A 16,908-nucleotide genomic window follows, 5' to 3' on the forward strand; every position below is an offset into this window, starting at 1 on the left:
TTGATGGGCTCGCCCGTCCCCACCGGGGAAGGTTCACCAGGCGCGTCGGTGGCGACGAGCACGTCGCCGGGGCTGCGACCGCCGACACGGCGGGGCACCGAGCTGGTGATGCTCGCGTTCGCGGCCGGGATCGTGACGCTGGCGCTGATCCTGGTCGAACTCAACCAGGAGCGGTCGCTCAGCCTGACGATCCTCTGGCTGGGTCTCGCCTACCTCGGCCTCTTCGCCTGTGCGCACGTCGCCGTGCGCAGGTGGGCGCCGTACGCCGACCCGGTGATCCTGCCGTGCGTCGCGTTGCTCAACGGGCTCGGCCTGGTGACCATCCACCGGATCGACCTCGCCCTCGAAGGCACGGTCTTCCCGGACGGCTCGACCTGGGACCCGGTGGCGTTCAAGCAGGTCATCTGGACCGCCGTCGGGTTGTTGCTGTTCGCGGCCACGCTGAAGTTCCTCTCCGACCACCGCACGCTGGCGCGGTTCGGCTACACGTTCGGCCTCATCGGTCTCGTCGCGCTGATGCTGCCCGGTGTGCTGCCCGGCTTCATCGCGCCGGAGATCAACGGCGCGAAGATCTGGCTGCGCATCGGCCCGTTGTCCATCCAGCCGGGTGAGTTCGCCAAGGTCCTGCTGATGGTCTTCTTCGCGGCGTTCCTGGTGTCGAAGCGGGACCTCTTCACCACCGCCGGCCGCCGGTTCCTCGGCATGGACCTGCCGCGCGCCCGCGACCTCGGCCCGCTGTTCGCGGCGTGGGGCGTCACGGTCGCGGTCATGGTGCTGCAGAAGGACCTCGGCTCCTCGCTGCTGTTCTTCGGCATCGTCCTGGTGCTGCTCTACGTCGCCACCGAACGCGCGGCCTGGGTCGTGCTCGGCCTCGGTCTCTTCTCCGGTGGCGCGGTCATCGCGTGGAAGCTCTTCCTGCACGTCCAGCAGCGCGTGGCGAACTGGCAGGACCCGATCGGGCGCTACGACGTCGTCGGTGGCGGTTACCAGATCGCGCAGTCGCTCTTCGGCCTCGCGACCGGGGGCATCGGTGGCGCCGGCCTCGGCGCGGGCCGCCCGGAGATGATTCCCGAGGCGAACACGGACTTCATCACCGCCGTCATCGGCGAGGAGCTCGGGTTCGTCGGCTTCGCCGCGGTGATCCTGGTCTACATGATCCTCTCGCTCCGGGGCCTGCGCGGTGCCATCTCGGTGCGCGACAGCTTCGGCAAGCTCCTCGGCGGCGGTCTGGCGTTCGCGCTCTGCTTCCAGGTGTTCATCATCATCGGCGGTGTCACCAAGCTGATCCCGATGACGGGCATCACCGCGCCGTTCCTGTCCTACGGCGGTTCGTCGCTGCTCGCGAACTACATCCTGGTCGCGTTGCTACTGCGAATTTCTGCCGCGGCGAGGGCTCCGCAGCGGGCTCCCAAGCCGAAACCGCAACAACCGGCTATCGCCGACCAGCACACTGTGATGGTGGAGCGTCCCAAATGAACACACCGCTCCGCCGCGTCGGCATGGCCATGATGGTCATGATCCTGCTGCTACTGGGCAACGCCACGTGGGTGCAGGTCATCAACGCCGACGAGTGGCGCCTGAACACCTACAACCGCCGCGTGCTGCTCGACGAGTACGCCCGCAAGCGCGGTCTGATCACGGTCGCGGACGGCACGGTCATCGCGGACGTCAAGGAGACGACCGACCGTCTGCGGTACCTGCGCACCTACAACAACGGCAAGGTGTTCGCGCCGGTCACCGGCTACCTGTCGGTCACCTACGGCACCTCCGGCATGGAGCGTGCGGAGAACGACCTGCTGAACGGCTCGGACGACCGGCTGTTCGCCCGCCGCGTCTCCGCTCTGATCACCGGTCGTGACCCGGTCGGCGGCAACGTCCAGCTCACCCTCGACTCGAAGGTGCAGCAGGTCGCGTACGACCAGCTGACCGCGAAGGGCTTCACCGGCTCCGTCGTCGCGATCAGGCCCTCGACCGGCGAGATCCTCGCGATGGTGAGCACGCCGTCCTACGACCCGAACCTGCTCGCGAGCCACGACGCCGACGAGCAGGCCGCGGCGTGGAAGCAGCTCACCGCCAAGGACGCGAACGACCCGTTGATCAACCGCGCGACGCAGGCCCTGTACCCGGCCGGCTCGACGCTGAAGACGGTCGTGGCCGCGGCCGCTCTGGCGGACGGCAAGACCAAGGACTCCCAGTACACCGCCAAGGGCACGATCAACCTGCCCGGCACCTCGAACGCGCCGTTCCCGAACTTCAACGGCCAGCCCTGCGGCCCCGGTGACACGGTGCCGATGGAGACCGCGCTCGCCAAGTCGTGCAACACGGCGTTCGGCGAGATGGCGGCCCAGGTCGGCGCGGCCAAGCTGCGCAGGCAGGCGGAGAAGTTCGGCTTCAACGACACCACCCTGAAGGTGCCGCTGCCCGTCGAGACCTCGACGCTCGGCCCGATCCCGGACGAGGCCGCGCTCTACCAGACCGGTATCGGCCAGCGCGACGTGCAGATCACGCCGCTGGAGAACGCCGTCGTGGCCGCGACGATCGCCAACGGCGGCAAGCGGATGCAGCCCTACCTGGTGTCGAAGATCCTCGGCCCGGACCTGAAGCCGATCGACGAGACCGACCCCGACGAGGTCGAGACCGCGATGAGCAAGGACAACGCGTCCGTGCTGCGCGACATGATGATCCAGTCCGAGGCCAACACCGGTGGCGAGGGCCGCAACAACAACATCCAGGTGGCGTCGAAGACCGGCACCGCCGAGCACGGCAACGACCCGCTGAAGACCAAGCCGCACGCCTGGTACATCGCGTTCGCGCCCGCGCAGAAGCCGGAGATCGCGATCGCGGTGATCGTCGAGGACGGTGGCGACCGCGGTCTGGGTGCCACCGGTGGCAAGGTCGCCGCCCCGATCGGGCGCGCCGTGATGAACGCGTACCTGGCGGGTCGCTGATGCTCACCAAGGGCCAGCTCCTCGCCGACCGCTATCGCCTGACCAGGCGGATCGCGGTCGGTGGCATGGGCGAGGTCTGGGAAGGCGCCGACGAGCGGCTCGACCGGCGGGTGGCCGTGAAGGTCCTCAAGGCCGAGCTCTCCGGCGATCCCGAGTTCCTGCACCGCTTCCGCACCGAGGCGCGGATGACCGCGTCGCTCAACCACCCCGGCATCGCGTCGGTGCACGACTACGGCGAGACCGCTTCCGTCACCGACGGTCCGGAGGACACGGCGTACCTCGTGATGGAGCTCGTCGAGGGCGAGCCGCTCGCGACGATCATCTCGCGGGGCCGGCTGACCGCCGACGTGACGCTGGATCTGCTGGAGCAGACCGGAAACGCGTTGCAGGCCGCTCACGAACGCGGACTCGTGCACCGGGACGTGAAGCCGGGCAACATCATGGTCACGCCGTCGGGCAAGGTGAAGATCACCGACTTCGGCATCGCGAAGGCCGTGGACGCGGCACCCGTGACACGATCCGGAATGGTCATGGGAACCGCGCACTACATCGCACCCGAACAGGCTCTCGGCGGAGAGGCCGAACCCGCGAGCGACGTTTACTCGTTGGCGGTGTGTGGCTACGAATGTCTTGCCGGGCACCGGCCTTTCCTGTCCGACAACGCGGTGACCGTCGCGATGATGCACATCCGCGACATCGCGCCGCCGTTGCCGCCGGACGTGCCGCCGGGTGCGCGGGCGTTGATCGAGGCGACGCTGGTGAAGGACCCGCGGCAGCGCTACCGGACGGGCGGCGAGTTCGCCGCCGCGGTGAGCGCGGTGCGGGTGGGCCAGCCGCTGCCGACGCCGTCCGGGTTCACGATGCCGCAGATGGTGCCGCAAGGTGTGCCGCCGCAGGTGCTGCCACCCCAGCCGCCGCCTCCGCAGGTGTCGCAACCACTTCCGGTTCCGCCGCAGATGCCGCACCACCCGACGGGGGCGGTACGCCAGGGCACCCACCCCGGCATGCAACCCGCGCACCAGACCGGGACGTTCGCCCCCATGCAGACACCACCGGGGAGAAACCGGACCGTCATCTGGGTTATGGTCGCTCTCCTGGTGGCCGTGCTGCTGGCGCTCGGTGGGGTCCTCCTGTGGAAGTGGGTCCTGGAGCCGAAGAGCGGCAACGGACAGGTCAGCCTGCAGACGACGATCTCGAGCTCGGCGAACCCGAAACCATCGGCGAACGGGCAGGGCAAGCCCGACTCGGCCGACCGGATACCGGGCAACGCGCTGAAGCAGGTCGACGAGGACGACTACCTCGGTCGTTCCGGCGAGGAAGCCAGGAAAGACTTGATCGACAACGGTCTGGAGCCCAGGGTGCAGAGCCCGCAGGGCACAGCGCCGGGCGATCTGAAGAAGTGCCGAGTCACCGCCATCTCGCCGACAGGCGGGCTGCCAGTCGGCTCGCAGGTGAAGGTGACGTGCGCGCCATGAGCCAGATCAGAACCACCGAGTTGGGAACACCGTCGACGAGGAGCGGGACGAAGCACCGATGAGCACTCCGCGACTGCTCTCAAACCGCTACGAACTGGGTGAGACCCTCGGGTACGGCGGTATGTCCGAGGTCCACAAGGGGCGGGACGTCCGCCTCGGCAGAGACGTGGCGATCAAGGTGCTGCGCGCAGACCTCGCCCGCGACGCCCAGTTCCAGGAGCGGTTCCGGCGCGAGGCCCAGAACTCCGCTGCCCTGAACCACCCGGCCATCGTCGCCGTCTACGACACCGGCGAGACGCAGACCGAGTACGGCCCGCTGCCGTACATCGTCATGGAGTTCGTCGACGGGCGGACGCTGCGCGACATCGTGAAGACGCAGGGCCCGCTGTCCGGCAAGCGCGCGATGGAGGTCATGGCCGACGTCTCGGCCGCGCTCGACTTCAGCCACCGGCACGGCATCGTCCACCGCGACGTGAAGCCGGCGAACGTCATGATCACCAAGTCCGGCGCCGTGAAGGTGATGGACTTCGGCATCGCCCGTGCCGTGCACGACGGCCAGGCCGCGGTCACCCAGACCGCCGCCGTCATCGGCACGGCCCAGTACCTGTCGCCGGAACAGGCGCGCGGCGAGTCCGTCGACGCCCGTTCCGACGTCTACGCCGCGGGCTGCGTGCTGTTCGAGCTGCTGACGGGTGAGCCGCCGTTCACCGGTGACTCCCCGGTCGCGGTCGCGTACCAGCACGTGCGGGAGGACCCGAAGCCGCCGTCGTCGCTGAACCCGAAGGTGTCGCCGCAGCTCGACGCGATCGTGCTGAAGGCGATGGCGAAGGGCCCGGCGAACCGCTACCAGTCAGCCGCGGAGATGCGTGCCGACCTGGTGCGCGTGCTGTCCGGTCAGCGCCCCTCCGCGCCGGCCGTGATGACGGCCGAGGACCGCACCGCCGTGATGAACGAGCAGGCGTCCCGCACGCCGCGCACCCAGGTGATGTCCGGTGGCGGCGGCAGGCACCGCCCGGCGGCGCTGAAGTCGGAACCCGAGGACGAGTACGACCCGATCGCCGACGAGGAAGAAGAGCGGCGCGCTCGGCGCAAGAAAGCCATCATGATCACGTTGGTGGTCATCCTGTGCGTGGCCGTGCTCGGCCTCGCCGCGTGGATCACCAACAACATCATGAACAACAGCAACCAGGCCTCCGAGAAGGTGCCGGTTCCGTCGATCGTCGGCAGGAGCCCCCTGGAGGCCAGGGAGCTGTTGACGAAGGCAGGCCTGGTGCCGCAGCAGCAGGACGTGGCCTGCGAGCCGGGCCCGAACGGCGCGGCGGCCCCGTGCACCTCGGACCAGATCAACAAGGTGATCAGGACCGACCCGCCGGACGGCAGCCAGGTGCAGAAGGGCTCCCAGGTCACGATCTTCGTCGGCCAGCCTGCCGGCGAGGCCACCGTGCCTGATCTGAAGGGCAAGACTCCGCAGGAAGCCCAGGCGATCGTCGACAAGGACCCCGGCGGCTTCAAGCTCACGCAGAGCGCCGACGCCGTCGAGGTCGACGACTCCAAGCTGCAGGGCAAGGTCGTGTCGCAGAACCCCGAGTCCGGCCTGAAGCTGAAGAAGGGCAGCACGATCACCATCCAGCTCGGCAAGGCACCGGACAAGCAGAACGTGCCGGATGTCGTGGGCCAGAACGTGGACGACGCCAAGCAGACGCTTCAGGGCTCCGGCTTCAAGGTCGACGTCCAGCAGGTCGACAGCACCAAGACCGCGGGTGTGGTCATCTCGCAGAGCCCGACCGGCAACAGCAAGGTGACCAAGGACACGACCATCACGATCCGGGTGTCGAAGGGCAACCAGATCGAGATGCCCGACCTCACCGGCATGTCGCAGAAGGACGCGGAGCAGAAGCTGAAGTCGCTCGGCTGGAACGGCGTCCTCAACGTTCAGGACCAGCAGGTGAACCCCGGGTCCCCGCAGGCGGGGAAGGTGATCTCGCAGCAGCCTGCCAGCGGCACGGCGATCTCGAAGGGAACTTCGGTGACGGTGACCATCGGCAAACAGGGCATCGTTCCGACCAACTGACCCGAAACGCGAAAGGGCGGTCCCGGACTCCGGGGCCGCCCTTTCGCCTTACTGGCGTGCGGCCGCGGCGAGCGTGCGCATGCCGTTCTCGAGCTGCACGACCGTCGCCTCGGGTACCTCGTAGCCGCAGACCTTGAGCCAGTTGGCGAGCATCCGGTGACCGCCGTCGGTCAGCACCGACTCGGGGTGGAACTGCACGCCCTCGACCGGAAGTTCCTTGTGGCGCATGGCCATCACGATGCCGGTCTCGGTCTTGCCGGTGACCTCGAACTCCGCGGGAATCGTCTCCGGCAGCACCGTCAACGAGTGGTAGCGCGTCGCGATGAACGGCTTCGGCACGCCGTTCAGCACACCCTTGCCCTCGTGGAAGACGATGCTCGTCTTGCCGTGCAACAACTCGGGCGCGCGGTCGACCGTTCCGCCCCACACCACGCCGATGGCCTGATGGCCGAGGCACACGCCGAAGACCGGCTTACCGGTGTCGGCACAGGTCTTGATGACGTCGATGCTCGACCCCGCCCGCTCCGGTGTACCGGGCCCGGGGCTCACGAGCACGCCGTCGACGCTCTTGATCTCGTCGAGGTCCACCTCGTCGTTGCGCCGCACGACGCACTCGGCCCCGAGCTGGGCGAGGTACTGGACGAGGTTGTAGACGAAGCTGTCGTAGTTGTCGACCACGAGCACGCGCATGGACAGAGCCTAGTCGGTCGAGTCGAGTGAGTTAGCTCTCGTCTTCGTTGAGGTTAGGCTTCCCTAAAATAGGTGTCATGAGTCGTCCCTTGCGCGTCGCGGTCATCGGCGCCGGTCCGGCCGGTGTGTACGCGGCCGACATCCTGACCAAGTCCGACGTCGACGTGCAGATCGACCTCTTCGAGAAGCTGCCGGCGCCCTACGGCCTGGTCCGCTACGGCGTCGCCCCCGACCACCCGCGCATCAAGGGCATCGTCGGCGCCCTGCAGAAGGTGCTGGACAAGCCGTCGGTCCGGTTCTTCGGCAACGTCGAGTACGGCGTCGACGTCAAGCTCGACGACCTCCGCCAGTTCTACGACGCGGTCATCTTCTCCACCGGCGCCTCCGCCGACCGCCCGTTGGACATCCCGGGCATCGACCTGCCGGGCAGCTACGGCGCCGCCGACTTCGTGTCCTGGTACGACGGCCACCCGGACGTGCCGCGCACCTGGCCGCTGACCGCCACGTCGGTCGCGGTGCTGGGCGTGGGCAACGTCGCGCTGGACGTGGCACGGATCCTGGCCAAGACGGCCGACGAGCTGCTGGTGACCGAAATCCCCTCGAACGTGTACGAGGGCCTGGCCGCCTCCCCGGTCACCGACGTGCACGTGTTCGGCCGCCGCGGCCCGGCCCAGGCGAAGTTCACGCCGCTGGAGCTGCGCGAGCTCGACCACTCACCGAACGTCGAGGTGATCGTCCACCCGGAGGGCATCGAGTTCGACGAGGCGTCGATGGCCGCGATCCGCTCGAACAAGCAGGTCGAGATGATCGTGAAGACCCTCCAGGAATGGGCGATCCGCGACGTCGGCAACCGCCCGCGCCGCCTGCACCTGCACTTCCTCGAAGCCCCGGTCGAGGTGCTCGGTTCGGACCACGTCGTCGGCCTGCGCACCGAAACCCAGGAGCTGACCGGCGACGGCAACGTCCGCGGCACCGGCGTCTTCACCGACTGGGACGTCCAGGCCGTGTACCGGGCGGTCGGCTACCTCTCGACCCACCTGCCCGACCTCCCGTTCGACCACGTCGCAGGCACCGTCCCCCACCTCGCGGGCCGCGTCCTGGACCTGGACGAGGTGCCGATCCCCGGCGTCTACGTGACCGGCTGGATCAAGCGCGGCCCGATCGGCCTCATCGGCCACACCAAGGGCGACGCGCTGGAAACCATCACCAGCCTGCTGGAGGACGCCGCCGCCCTCCCCCGCGCCACGTCGCCCTCGCCCGACGCGGTGGTCCAGTTCCTCGAACAACGCGCCGTGCCGTTCGTCACCAACGAGGGCTGGCGCAAGCTCGACCTGCACGAGATGGCTCTGGGCGCTGTTGAGGGCCGCGAGCGCGTGAAGGTCGTGTCGCGCGAGGAGATGACCGCGATCTCGAACGGCTGACGCCGTCTCCTGATGAAGCCGCCACGCGCGTGGGAGCGGTGGCGGCTTCACATACCCGTCAGCTCACGTGCAGGCGCCCAGGTAGCGACATCACCGGACCGCGGACTCCAGGTCACTCGGTGGTGACGTGGTTGAACGGCAGCTTCGGTTCCACCCACGGGAAGATGACGAACATCAGCAGCGTCACGATGCCGAGGACGAGCACGACGGCCTCGATGATCCGCAGATACAGCGGGCCCGGCAGGTGCCGCCAGATCCAGCTGTACATCAGCTCTCCTTCATCTCCGGCGGCACGAAGCCGTCGGCCACCGGGTAGCTCTTGGTCTCGATGGCGTGCACGATCAGGCGCTGCCGGTCGGAGAAGCGCGGGTGGCAGGTCGTCAGGGTGAGCAGGCGGGCCATCTTGTCCGCCGGCACGTTCGCGTTCACCGCATGCGGGATCGGGGCGATGACCTCGCCCTGGGTCGGCACGACGATCTCCTGGCCGACGGTCTTCGCGTAGGCGTCGCCGAGGGTGGTGGACAGCGGGGCGACGCCCGCGCAGGCGGGGTCCTTCGACTTCGGGTTCGACGCCCAGCCCGCCACCTCGTTGCTCATCGGGAGCACTCGGTAGACGAACCACTGCGTCTGGGTCTGCACGACGATGGCGTTGCAGGACTGGAGCAGGTCGAGGTCGTTGAACGGGGCGCCCTTGCCGACGCGGTGGCCGGCGATGGCGAAGTTGCCCGCCTGCCCCGGTTGCGCGGTGTCGACGTAGTGGCCGGGACCGATCTCCAGGTGCTTGTCGGTGGTGCCCTCGACGACCGAGAACTTCCAGTCGTTGCCGAAGATCGGGATGTACATCTTCGCGAAGGCCTTGCCCTCGATCAGGTTCAGCTTGTTCTGCCGGTTCGGGTCGGCCGGCGGTGGCGTGACCGTGTTCGAACCCCACTCGGAGTCGAGGGCGGCGGTGGCCTCCTGCTGCTTCTCCGCGGAGAGCAGGTCCGTCACGTAGACCTCGTAGACGACGAACAGCAGCACGACCAGGCCCATCGTGATGAGGGCCTCGCCGACGCCGCGCACGGCCTTGCGCGCGAAGCTCTCCGGCGGCGGGGCGGGCTTGGCCTCTTCCTCGTCGTAATAGTCGTCATCGTCGTAGTACTCGTCGTCGTAGTCGTCCTCGACGCGCGGGATCACCTCGGTGGGCGGGTCGACCGGGCGGGGACGGGGCGGACGAGGAGGCATGCCGCGAGGTGGCACGCCCTGCGGTGGCATCCCGCGCGGCGGGGTTCCGGGTGGCGGGCCGGGCGGCATCCCCGGCGGCATTCCGCGCGGCGGAGTGCCGGGAGGCGGTCCCAGGGGGCGCGGCGGAGCCCCCGCAGGTGGCAGGCTGCCGGAAAAAGCGCTGGTGAACTGGGTCGCGTCGGGCGGAGGCACCGGGCGCGGTGAAGGTGTGGCCCGCACGTGCTGCAGGTCATCACGACGGGGTGCAGGACGCCGTGGAGGCGGCTGCTGCGGTCCCGAGTTCACCTGAGAACCTCCGAGCGGACTGTGAACTGAAAACAACTGCGTCTGCCAGGTGGTTCGCTGACCACCTTCGCTACGTTAACGTGTTCCCCGAGTAGTGCACGTAAACTTGCGTCACTCAGGGATATCCACGTCAGGCGAGGACAGCATGCCCAAGTCCAAGGTCCGGAAGAAGGCGGTCTACACCGCACCCACTGACCGCCGCACGCCGGTCAAGGTCAAGGCAGCGGGACCGTCTCACCCGGTCTACGTCGTCATCATGCTCGGCTTCATGGTGCTGGGCCTCGCGTGGCTGGTCGTCAACTACATCGCGGCCGAGAAGATCCCGTTCATGCTCGAGCTGGGCGCGTGGAACTTCGCCATCGGCTTCGCGCTGATGATCATCGGTCTGCTGATGACGATGCGCTGGCGCTAGCCACGCCGAGCCCGCGACTGCTCACTGTTCGTCGAGGTCGGCCCGGACGTCACACGTCCGGGCCGACCTTTGTTATCGCCAGGTTCACCTGGTTCATCTGAGCGTCACCGAAGCACACGGCTGTAAGTCATCCCCATTGGGGACAAGTCCTGTGGACAACTTTGCGAGAAAATGCACAAGCGACGGTTTCCCCTCATCCCGAGCCGTTCGGTTGTCCACATTGAATGCGGGACACTCGACGGTGTGACTCGCACCTGGTCCACTCCCGCCCCGCTCGTCGCGGCCGCGTGGGTGCTCGCCCTCCTGCTCGCCGTCGCCACGATCCTCGCCGACGACAACGCGGGCCGTCTCCTCGTCGGACTGGCAACGCTGCTGGTCAGCTACCTCGCGGCGTTCGCGACGATCGCCCGGCCACGGCTGTCCGCGGACGCGAACGGGCTCGCCGTGCGGGGGTTCGCGAACACCACGCACCTGGCGTGGCACGAGGTGAAGGTCAAGCTGCAGACCACCCGCCGGCTCGGCAGGGAACAACGGACATTGGAACTCGACGCCGACGACCGTCTCGTGGTGCTCACGAAACTGGACCTCGGCGCCGATCCCGAAGAAGTCGCCGGAGTTCTGCACGCACTTCGCCCCTGATCAGTTCGGGCGACACGTCCGGGAGATCTCGGCGATGACCTCGGCCGCGGTGTCGAGCTCGGTCGCGCGCAACCAGAACATGCCGCAGAGCAGCACGACCGCGGCCGCCACGGCGGCGATTTGGTAGAGGTTGCGGTTCTGCGCGGGTGCCCTGACCATCGCGAGCGTCAGCAGGCCGCCGATCACGAACCCGCCGAGGTGCCCGAGCAGCGAGGCGTTCGTGAACAGGTTCGACACCAGGTTGATCCCGACGACCACGACGATCGTGGAGATGTCCCGCCGCTGCCGCTTCCACAGGATGAGCAACGCGCCCATCAGGCCGAACACCGCACCGGACGCACCGGCGAGCTCCTGGCAGACCGTGCCGAAGTAGAACGCCGACGCGCTGCCGCCGAGCAGCGACAGGAAGTACACCGCGACGAACCGGAGCTTGCCCAGCTCCTGCTCGACGTGCTGACCCACGACGTAGAGCACGGCCGTGTTCAGTGCCAGGTGAATCAGGCCGAAGTGCATGAAGCCCGACGTGAGGACCCGCCACCACTCGCCCTGCGCGGTGAGCTCCGGAACCATCGAGGTCGCCGAGAACAGACCTGCCCGGTCGTTGTTCATCGGGCTGCCCGACTGGAAGACCGTCACCACGTACGCCAGCACGTTGAGCGCGATCAGCACCAACGTGACGATCGGGCGGCCGTTCGACACCTCGGCGCCCACGAGCGTGCGGGCGGTGCGGACCGACCGCTTGCCCTCGTTCACGCAGTCGACGCACTGAAGGCCGACCGCGGCCTCGCGCAGGCAGTCCGGGCACGCCGGACGGTCGCACCTGGTGCAGCGCAGCCGGGTGGGCCGATCGGAATGACGTGCGCAGACCGGGGTTTCCGGCTCCGCTCCGATCGGCCCGTCCGGTGGCACGAGCTTGTCACTCACGCGCGTTCGATCGTGATCCGCTCGATCTTGATGTCGTTGACCGGACGGTCGCCCGCGCCGGTCGTGGTGTTGCCGATCGCGTCGACGACGTCGCGCGACTCCTGGTCGGAGACCTCGCCGAAGATCGTGTGCTTGAAGTTCAGCCACGTCGTGGGCGCCACGGTGATGAAGAACTGGGAGCCGTTGGTGTTGGGCCCGGCGTTCGCCATCGCGAGCAGGTAGGGACGGTTGAACTGCAGTTCCGAGTGGAACTCGTCCGCGAAGCGGTAGCCGGGGCCACCGCGGCCGGTGCCGGTCGGGTCGCCGGTCTGGAGCATGAAGCCGGCGATGACGCGGTGGAACAGGGTGCCGTCGTAGAACGGGCCCGAGTTCGTGCCGCTCGCGTTCGCCTCGGTGTAGTCCTTGGTGCCCTCGGCGAGCCCGACGAAGTTCGCCACCGTCTTGGGGGCGTGGTCGGGGAACAGGTTGAGACGGATGTCGCCCTGCGTGGTGTGCAGGGTCGCCGTCACCTTGGTCCCGACGAAGGATTCGTTGCTGTCAGCCACCACCCCATCGTGCCATCCACGGGCGGTGATGTTCAGAAAGGGGCACGATGGGTACCTCTATGACATAACCGGACGACAACGTGTGGAGCACAGGATGGACGAGGTGGACGTCATGACCCGCGCCGGCGAGTCCGTTGGCAAGGCTGTCGGCACCGGTCTGAAGGCCGCGCGTCAGGGTGTCGTTCGCGCTGGTCACGCCGCTGAGGTGAAGCTCGCGGAGCGTGGCATCACGGCTGACCAGGTACGCGGCGCGCTCGTCGAGCGGGCCGACACGCTCATGAGCAAGGCCGAGGACTGGGAGAAGCAGACCCGCCGCTCCCGCAAGCGCCTCGCCAAGCAGAGCGCGAAGAAGCGCGCTGAGCTCATGAGCAAGGCCGAAGAAGTGCGCAAGGAAGTGAAGAAAGCGGCCAAGCACGCGCGCAAGGACGCGAAGTCGCGTGCCAAGGAGATCCGCAAGGCCGCGGCGAACCTCGGTGCCGACGCACCGAAGCGCCGTCGCTGGCCGTGGGTGATGGGTCTGCTGATCGCGGCCGCGGTGGCGGGCTACGTCGCGTTGACGCGCAGGCCGGAGGAGGTCCACCTGCAGGACGACGAGGAGCAGGCCCCGATGGCGGAGCCGGTCCTCAACGGGCAGGTGCCGACTCAGAAGGAACCGGTCAAGTAGCTCGCAGGAACAGCGGAACGGGTGGTCTTCCAGACGGAAGACCACCCGTTCGTGTGTTCGGCTGGCTAGTCGGTCAGACCGCCATCGGCAGCATGCCGGTCACCGAGCCGAGGTTGTTGAACTGGCTGAACGACGGCACGTCGGTGGCGCCCATCAGACCGTCGGCGAACGACAGGTCCATCGGCAGCGCGCGGGTCAGCGACTTGCCCTCGTCCTCGCGGTCGGACAGGTCCTTCACTTCCGTGACGGCCTGGCCCAGCAGCTCCACCGGCAGGTTGTAGATCATCAGGTCGCCCGAGACCGGCACGTCCATGATGCGGCCCGACAGCTTGTCGCCGGCGGGTGCCGTGGTGTGCACGTACTCGGCGGAGGCCGCGGTGAACGTCTCCGCGACGGCGGTGGCGTTGCCCGCGGCGGCGACCGCGACACCCACGACCTTGACGACGGCCGGCACCTCGGCGCCGATGCTGTTGCCGGCGACCGAGCCCTTCTTGGAGCTCGTGGTGTCGTCGCCACCCGCCATCGCGACGGTGTGGTCGTGCGCCCACGCCTCGGCCTGGCCGCCCAGCGTGGCCGCGAGGGAGACGACCTGCACGACCGGAGCCGCGTAGGCGCGCACGACGTTGCCCGAGACCGAACCGGCGTCGCCGTGGGTCTCGCTGGCGCCACCGGCACCGGAGAACGTGTCGACCGACGACTTCGTGCCGTCGATGCCCGGCGCGGACGCGGCCACGCCGAAGACCTCGGCGACGCCCGCCCACGCGACCGGGATGATGTTGCCGGACAGCGAACCGTTGGTGCCGTCGGTGGCGTGGTCGCCGCCCGCGACGTGGTTCACGACGCCCTCGTGCTCGGCGAACGCGTTGCCGCCGACGGTGCCCGTGATGCCGGCCGGGTTCACGAGCGGCTGGGTGACGGCGCCTTCGACGATGTTGCCCGACAGCGAGCCGCGGTTGCCGTTGGTGACGGTGTCCCCACCGGCGACGAAGTTGGCGAGCTGGTTGCCATCGGCCTGGGCGAAACCGACACCCGACAGCGCGTTGTCGGCCATCAGGAACGACGCGACGACAGGCACGTTGGCGACGTTGCTCGCGACGGTGCTGTTCTCGGGGGTGCCGTCCGGCGTGCCCGCGACGGTGTCGCCGCCTACCGTGACGTACTTGACCGAGTCCGGCGCCTTGGCGTTGGCCATGCCGACCAGGGTGTAGGCCTGGCCGACGGCGTTCGCGGCGGCGATGACCGGAACCTGGGCGATGTTGCCGCCCAGGACCGACTCCGTGCCCTTGGTCTCGAGCGGCCCACCGGCGGTGACGTGCTGCTCGCTGGTGGCGTTCGAGTTCGCCTGACCGGCGGCCGAGATGGCGTCGGAGAACAGCTCGGCGAGCAGCGCGACCGGGGCGGACGCGATGTTGCCGCCGAGGGTGCTCTTCTCACCGGTGGTCTGGACGGGACCACCCGAGATCATCGTGTTGGTCTCGTCGTACTGGGCCGTCGCGTTGCCCGCGCCCGCCACCGCGGTGCTGGACAGACCGTGCGGCAACGAGACGGGCACCTGCGCGACCTGGCCGGATCCGGCGCTCTCGGCACCACCGGTCTTGATCGGGCCGGGGCTCGCGGTCGACAGCTTCGTCTTCGACCCGCTCGCGTCCGAGTTGCCGGCGACCGTGACGGCGTCACCGCACAGCTCGCAGGGCAGGGCCAGCGTCGGCTGCGCGACCAGGCCGGACAGCACACCGCGGCGGCCCTCGGTGAGGACGTACTCACCACCGGAGCGCGAGGGCAGCGGCGTGCCGACCTCGCCGATGCCGGTGTCGTGCGAGTGCGACGTCGCGTTGCCGCCGGCGCTGTAGGCACCGGTGTTCAGGCCGATCGGGTGACCGTGCGAGAAGTCGACGACCGACCCGCCGGCCGCGCTCTCGGTGCCGTCGGACTTGAGGCCGCCGTCGATGCGTGCGATGTCGGTGCTGCAGCCGTGGGTCTGGGCGGTGCCGAGACCCGCGATGGCGTTGTTGTTGAAGCCGACCGGCAGGGCCTGGCGGATCGCGGCGATGATGCCGTTCGCCGTGCCGCGCCGACCGCTGGTCTCCCAGTCACCGCCGCCGTGGACGCCCATGAGCGCGCTGTTCTGCGTCTTGGCGGCGCCGCCGAGGCCGATCGCGTTGCCGGTGATCTGGGTGGGCACGTACCCGGTGATGCCGGCGATGATGCCGGTCAGGGTGCCGTTGTCGCCGTTGGTCTTCACGGCGTTCGGGCGGTGGTACCAGTACTCGGACTCGTTCGTCGTCTCGACGTCACCGAGGATGCCGATCGCGTTGCCCGAGATGTCGATCGGCACCATGCCGTCGACGGGGATGGTGGTTCCGCTCAGCGGGTGGCCGGCGGGCAGCGCCTTCACCGGCGGCACCAGCTTGCCCAGCGGACCGGTCTTGATCTGCTCGTTGTGGATCGGCGGCGGGGCGATCTCGCCGAGCGGCGTGCCGATCTTGTTGTTGGCCGCGTGGATCGGGACGTCCACGCCGGGCCCGCTGAGCAGGCCGGCCGGTGCCGAGCCGTCCACGGGGACGTGCGGCTGCGGCGGGCAGGTCGCGTCGCAGCCGCCGGCGTTCGCGACGCCGGTGCCGAGAGCGATCATTCCTCCGGTAACCAGTGCGGCTTGGATACCGCGCTTGGCCCAGATGCGCATTGCTACTCCTGTTCGGGATGTCTCTGTACGAGAGTTCGCAACTGCGCGGTTCGACGGCGCTGGCACAACGCTGACCGAGGGGGGCGGCGAAGCCTCAGCGGGCTTCCGCGAACCGCGCGCTCGGATCAGTCAGGGGTGCGGCCGGGCTGCTTCCCGACCCGCACCGACATGACGCGGACGACGGACGTCCAGGTGCGGCACGCCAGCTGACCGGCTTCGGTCGTGCGCGTGGCGTGGCACGTGCCGTTGAGCTCACCCCGGCGAGGGACGACAGGCGAAGAGTCGTCCCCCTTCCCGTTGGTGGCGTTCGACAACGGCGGCGTCGAAGCCGCCTCCGACACGAGGACGTCGGTGGCGGCCGGTGAGGGAGGAACCGGTTCGGTGCTGAACCGGAGCGCCGGCGTGCTCGACGCCGGTGATCCCGCGTGGGCCTCCTCGAGGCTCAGGACGGGAGGAACAGGCGCGACGACGTCGCCCTGCCGGAGTCCGGCGGGCGACGTGAGCGGCAGGTCGGTGGCGACCTCGTGGAGCAGCGCTAGGCCGGTGTCCAGCGAGATCGGCACGACCGGTGCCGGCAGAAGAGCGCGCCCGGCGTCGAGCACCTGGCTCGGCAGCTCGTCGGGCGTCGTCGCGTCGGTGACCGAGCTGATCACAGTGGTGGTCGTCGTCGCGGTGACGGTCGCACCGTCACCGATCACGTCCGCCCACGCGGGAGCGGACGTGATGATCGCCGCGGCGATCGCTCCACCGACGACCAGCAGCACACGGCGAAGCAGCCGCGGCAGGCGGCTGTCCTTCCCCGTTTGCCGGTCTTCGGCGCGCACGCAACCCTCACTGCAGATCAGTTGACGATCTACAGCATGTAGGCCGAATGGCCCAATGGGCGCGATGGACGCCCGTTGATCACCACAACGGGTGATCAAATTC

15 protein-coding genes are annotated in these 16,908 nt (G+C 68.7%); 8 read left to right on the forward strand and 7 right to left on the reverse strand.

Annotation, left to right across the window (positions count from 1 at the left end; all coding sequences use genetic code 11):
* The first annotated feature begins 3 nt into the window (after window positions 1-3).
* Genes ABZV40_RS28340 through pknB form a run of 4 tightly spaced genes read left to right on the forward strand, consistent with a single transcriptional unit; the run spans window position 4 to window position 6,494 of the window.
* The gene (locus tag ABZV40_RS28340; protein WP_355447867.1) at window positions 4-1,476 is read left to right on the forward strand and encodes an FtsW/RodA/SpoVE family cell cycle protein; all 1,473 of its coding nucleotides are present in this window, start codon (window positions 4-6) and stop codon (window positions 1,474-1,476) included.
* Window positions 1,473-2,948, forward strand: coding sequence for a penicillin-binding protein 2 (locus ABZV40_RS28345; protein ID WP_355447870.1), 1,476 nt, complete (start codon window positions 1,473-1,475; stop codon window positions 2,946-2,948). Before ABZV40_RS28340 ends, ABZV40_RS28345 begins: the two co-directional genes overlap by 4 nt.
* Window positions 2,948-4,423, forward strand: coding sequence for a serine/threonine-protein kinase (locus ABZV40_RS28350; protein WP_355447873.1), 1,476 nt, complete (start codon window positions 2,948-2,950; stop codon window positions 4,421-4,423). Before ABZV40_RS28345 ends, ABZV40_RS28350 begins: the two co-directional genes overlap by 1 nt.
* A gap of 58 nt (window positions 4,424-4,481) precedes the next feature.
* Window positions 4,482-6,494, forward strand: coding sequence for a Stk1 family PASTA domain-containing Ser/Thr kinase (gene pknB / locus ABZV40_RS28355; protein ID WP_355447876.1), 2,013 nt, complete (start codon window positions 4,482-4,484; stop codon window positions 6,492-6,494).
* A gap of 48 nt (window positions 6,495-6,542) precedes the next feature.
* Here the strand turns inward: pknB and ABZV40_RS28360 are convergent, their stop codons facing one another.
* Window positions 6,543-7,184, reverse strand: coding sequence for an aminodeoxychorismate/anthranilate synthase component II (locus tag ABZV40_RS28360; RefSeq protein WP_355447878.1), 642 nt, complete (start codon window positions 7,182-7,184; stop codon window positions 6,543-6,545).
* Between the two features lie 104 nt (window positions 7,185-7,288).
* Between ABZV40_RS28360 and ABZV40_RS28365 the strand changes: the two genes are divergently transcribed.
* The gene (locus tag ABZV40_RS28365; RefSeq protein WP_355447966.1) at window positions 7,289-8,605 is read left to right on the forward strand and encodes an FAD-dependent oxidoreductase; all 1,317 of its coding nucleotides are present in this window, start codon (window positions 7,289-7,291) and stop codon (window positions 8,603-8,605) included.
* Between the two features lie 112 nt (window positions 8,606-8,717).
* Here ABZV40_RS28365 and ABZV40_RS28370 read toward each other — a convergent pair whose 3' ends face one another.
* Both ABZV40_RS28370 and ABZV40_RS28375 read right to left on the reverse strand, forming a co-directional pair.
* Window positions 8,718-8,873 (reverse strand): hypothetical protein, encoded by a 156-nt coding sequence (locus ABZV40_RS28370; protein WP_355447881.1) that lies wholly within the window; start codon window positions 8,871-8,873, stop codon window positions 8,718-8,720.
* Window positions 8,873-9,829 (reverse strand): class E sortase, encoded by a 957-nt coding sequence (locus tag ABZV40_RS28375; RefSeq protein WP_355447884.1) that lies wholly within the window; start codon window positions 9,827-9,829, stop codon window positions 8,873-8,875. Before ABZV40_RS28375 ends, ABZV40_RS28370 begins: the two co-directional genes overlap by 1 nt.
* Window positions 9,830-10,259: 430 nt before the next feature.
* Between ABZV40_RS28375 and crgA the strand changes: the two genes are divergently transcribed.
* Window positions 10,260-10,526: a cell division protein CrgA gene (gene crgA, locus ABZV40_RS28380; RefSeq protein ID WP_355447887.1), complete on the forward strand. Its 267-nt coding sequence runs from the start codon at window positions 10,260-10,262 to the stop codon at window positions 10,524-10,526.
* A 243-nt stretch (window positions 10,527-10,769) separates the two neighbouring features.
* The gene (locus tag ABZV40_RS28385) at window positions 10,770-11,165 is read left to right on the forward strand and encodes a PH domain-containing protein (RefSeq protein ID WP_355447890.1); all 396 of its coding nucleotides are present in this window, start codon (window positions 10,770-10,772) and stop codon (window positions 11,163-11,165) included.
* On the opposite strand, the gene ABZV40_RS28390 is transcribed toward ABZV40_RS28385, so the two are convergent.
* Window positions 11,166-12,089 carry a rhomboid family intramembrane serine protease gene (locus ABZV40_RS28390; RefSeq protein ID WP_355447893.1) on the reverse strand — a complete coding sequence of 308 codons (924 nt, stop codon included), beginning with the start codon at window positions 12,087-12,089 and terminating at the stop codon, window positions 11,166-11,168. It abuts the gene before it with no gap.
* Entirely contained in the window at window positions 12,086-12,634 is a 549-nt protein-coding gene (locus ABZV40_RS28395; protein WP_355447896.1) for a peptidylprolyl isomerase, read from the reverse strand. The genes ABZV40_RS28390 and ABZV40_RS28395 overlap by 4 nt, the downstream gene beginning before the upstream one ends.
* A gap of 94 nt (window positions 12,635-12,728) precedes the next feature.
* Here ABZV40_RS28395 and ABZV40_RS28400 point away from each other — a divergent pair, with 94 nt between their 5' ends.
* On the forward strand, window positions 12,729-13,298 hold the full coding sequence (locus ABZV40_RS28400; protein WP_355447899.1) for a hypothetical protein: 570 nt from the start codon (window positions 12,729-12,731) through the stop codon (window positions 13,296-13,298).
* 73 nt (window positions 13,299-13,371) lie between these two features.
* Here the strand turns inward: ABZV40_RS28400 and ABZV40_RS28405 are convergent, their stop codons facing one another.
* Together ABZV40_RS28405 and ABZV40_RS28410 are read right to left on the reverse strand one after the other, a co-directional pair.
* Window positions 13,372-15,981 (reverse strand): hypothetical protein, encoded by a 2,610-nt coding sequence (locus ABZV40_RS28405; protein WP_355447901.1) that lies wholly within the window; start codon window positions 15,979-15,981, stop codon window positions 13,372-13,374.
* Window positions 15,982-16,106: 125 nt separating this feature from the next.
* Complete coding sequence (locus ABZV40_RS28410) at window positions 16,107-16,805, reverse strand: hypothetical protein (protein ID WP_355447903.1); 699 nt, start codon at window positions 16,803-16,805, stop codon at window positions 16,107-16,109.
* Between the last annotated feature and the right edge of the window lie 103 nt (window positions 16,806-16,908).

This window comes from Lentzea sp. NPDC004782, from assembly GCF_040609115.1.
GTDB lineage: Bacteria > Actinomycetota > Actinomycetes > Mycobacteriales > Pseudonocardiaceae > Lentzea.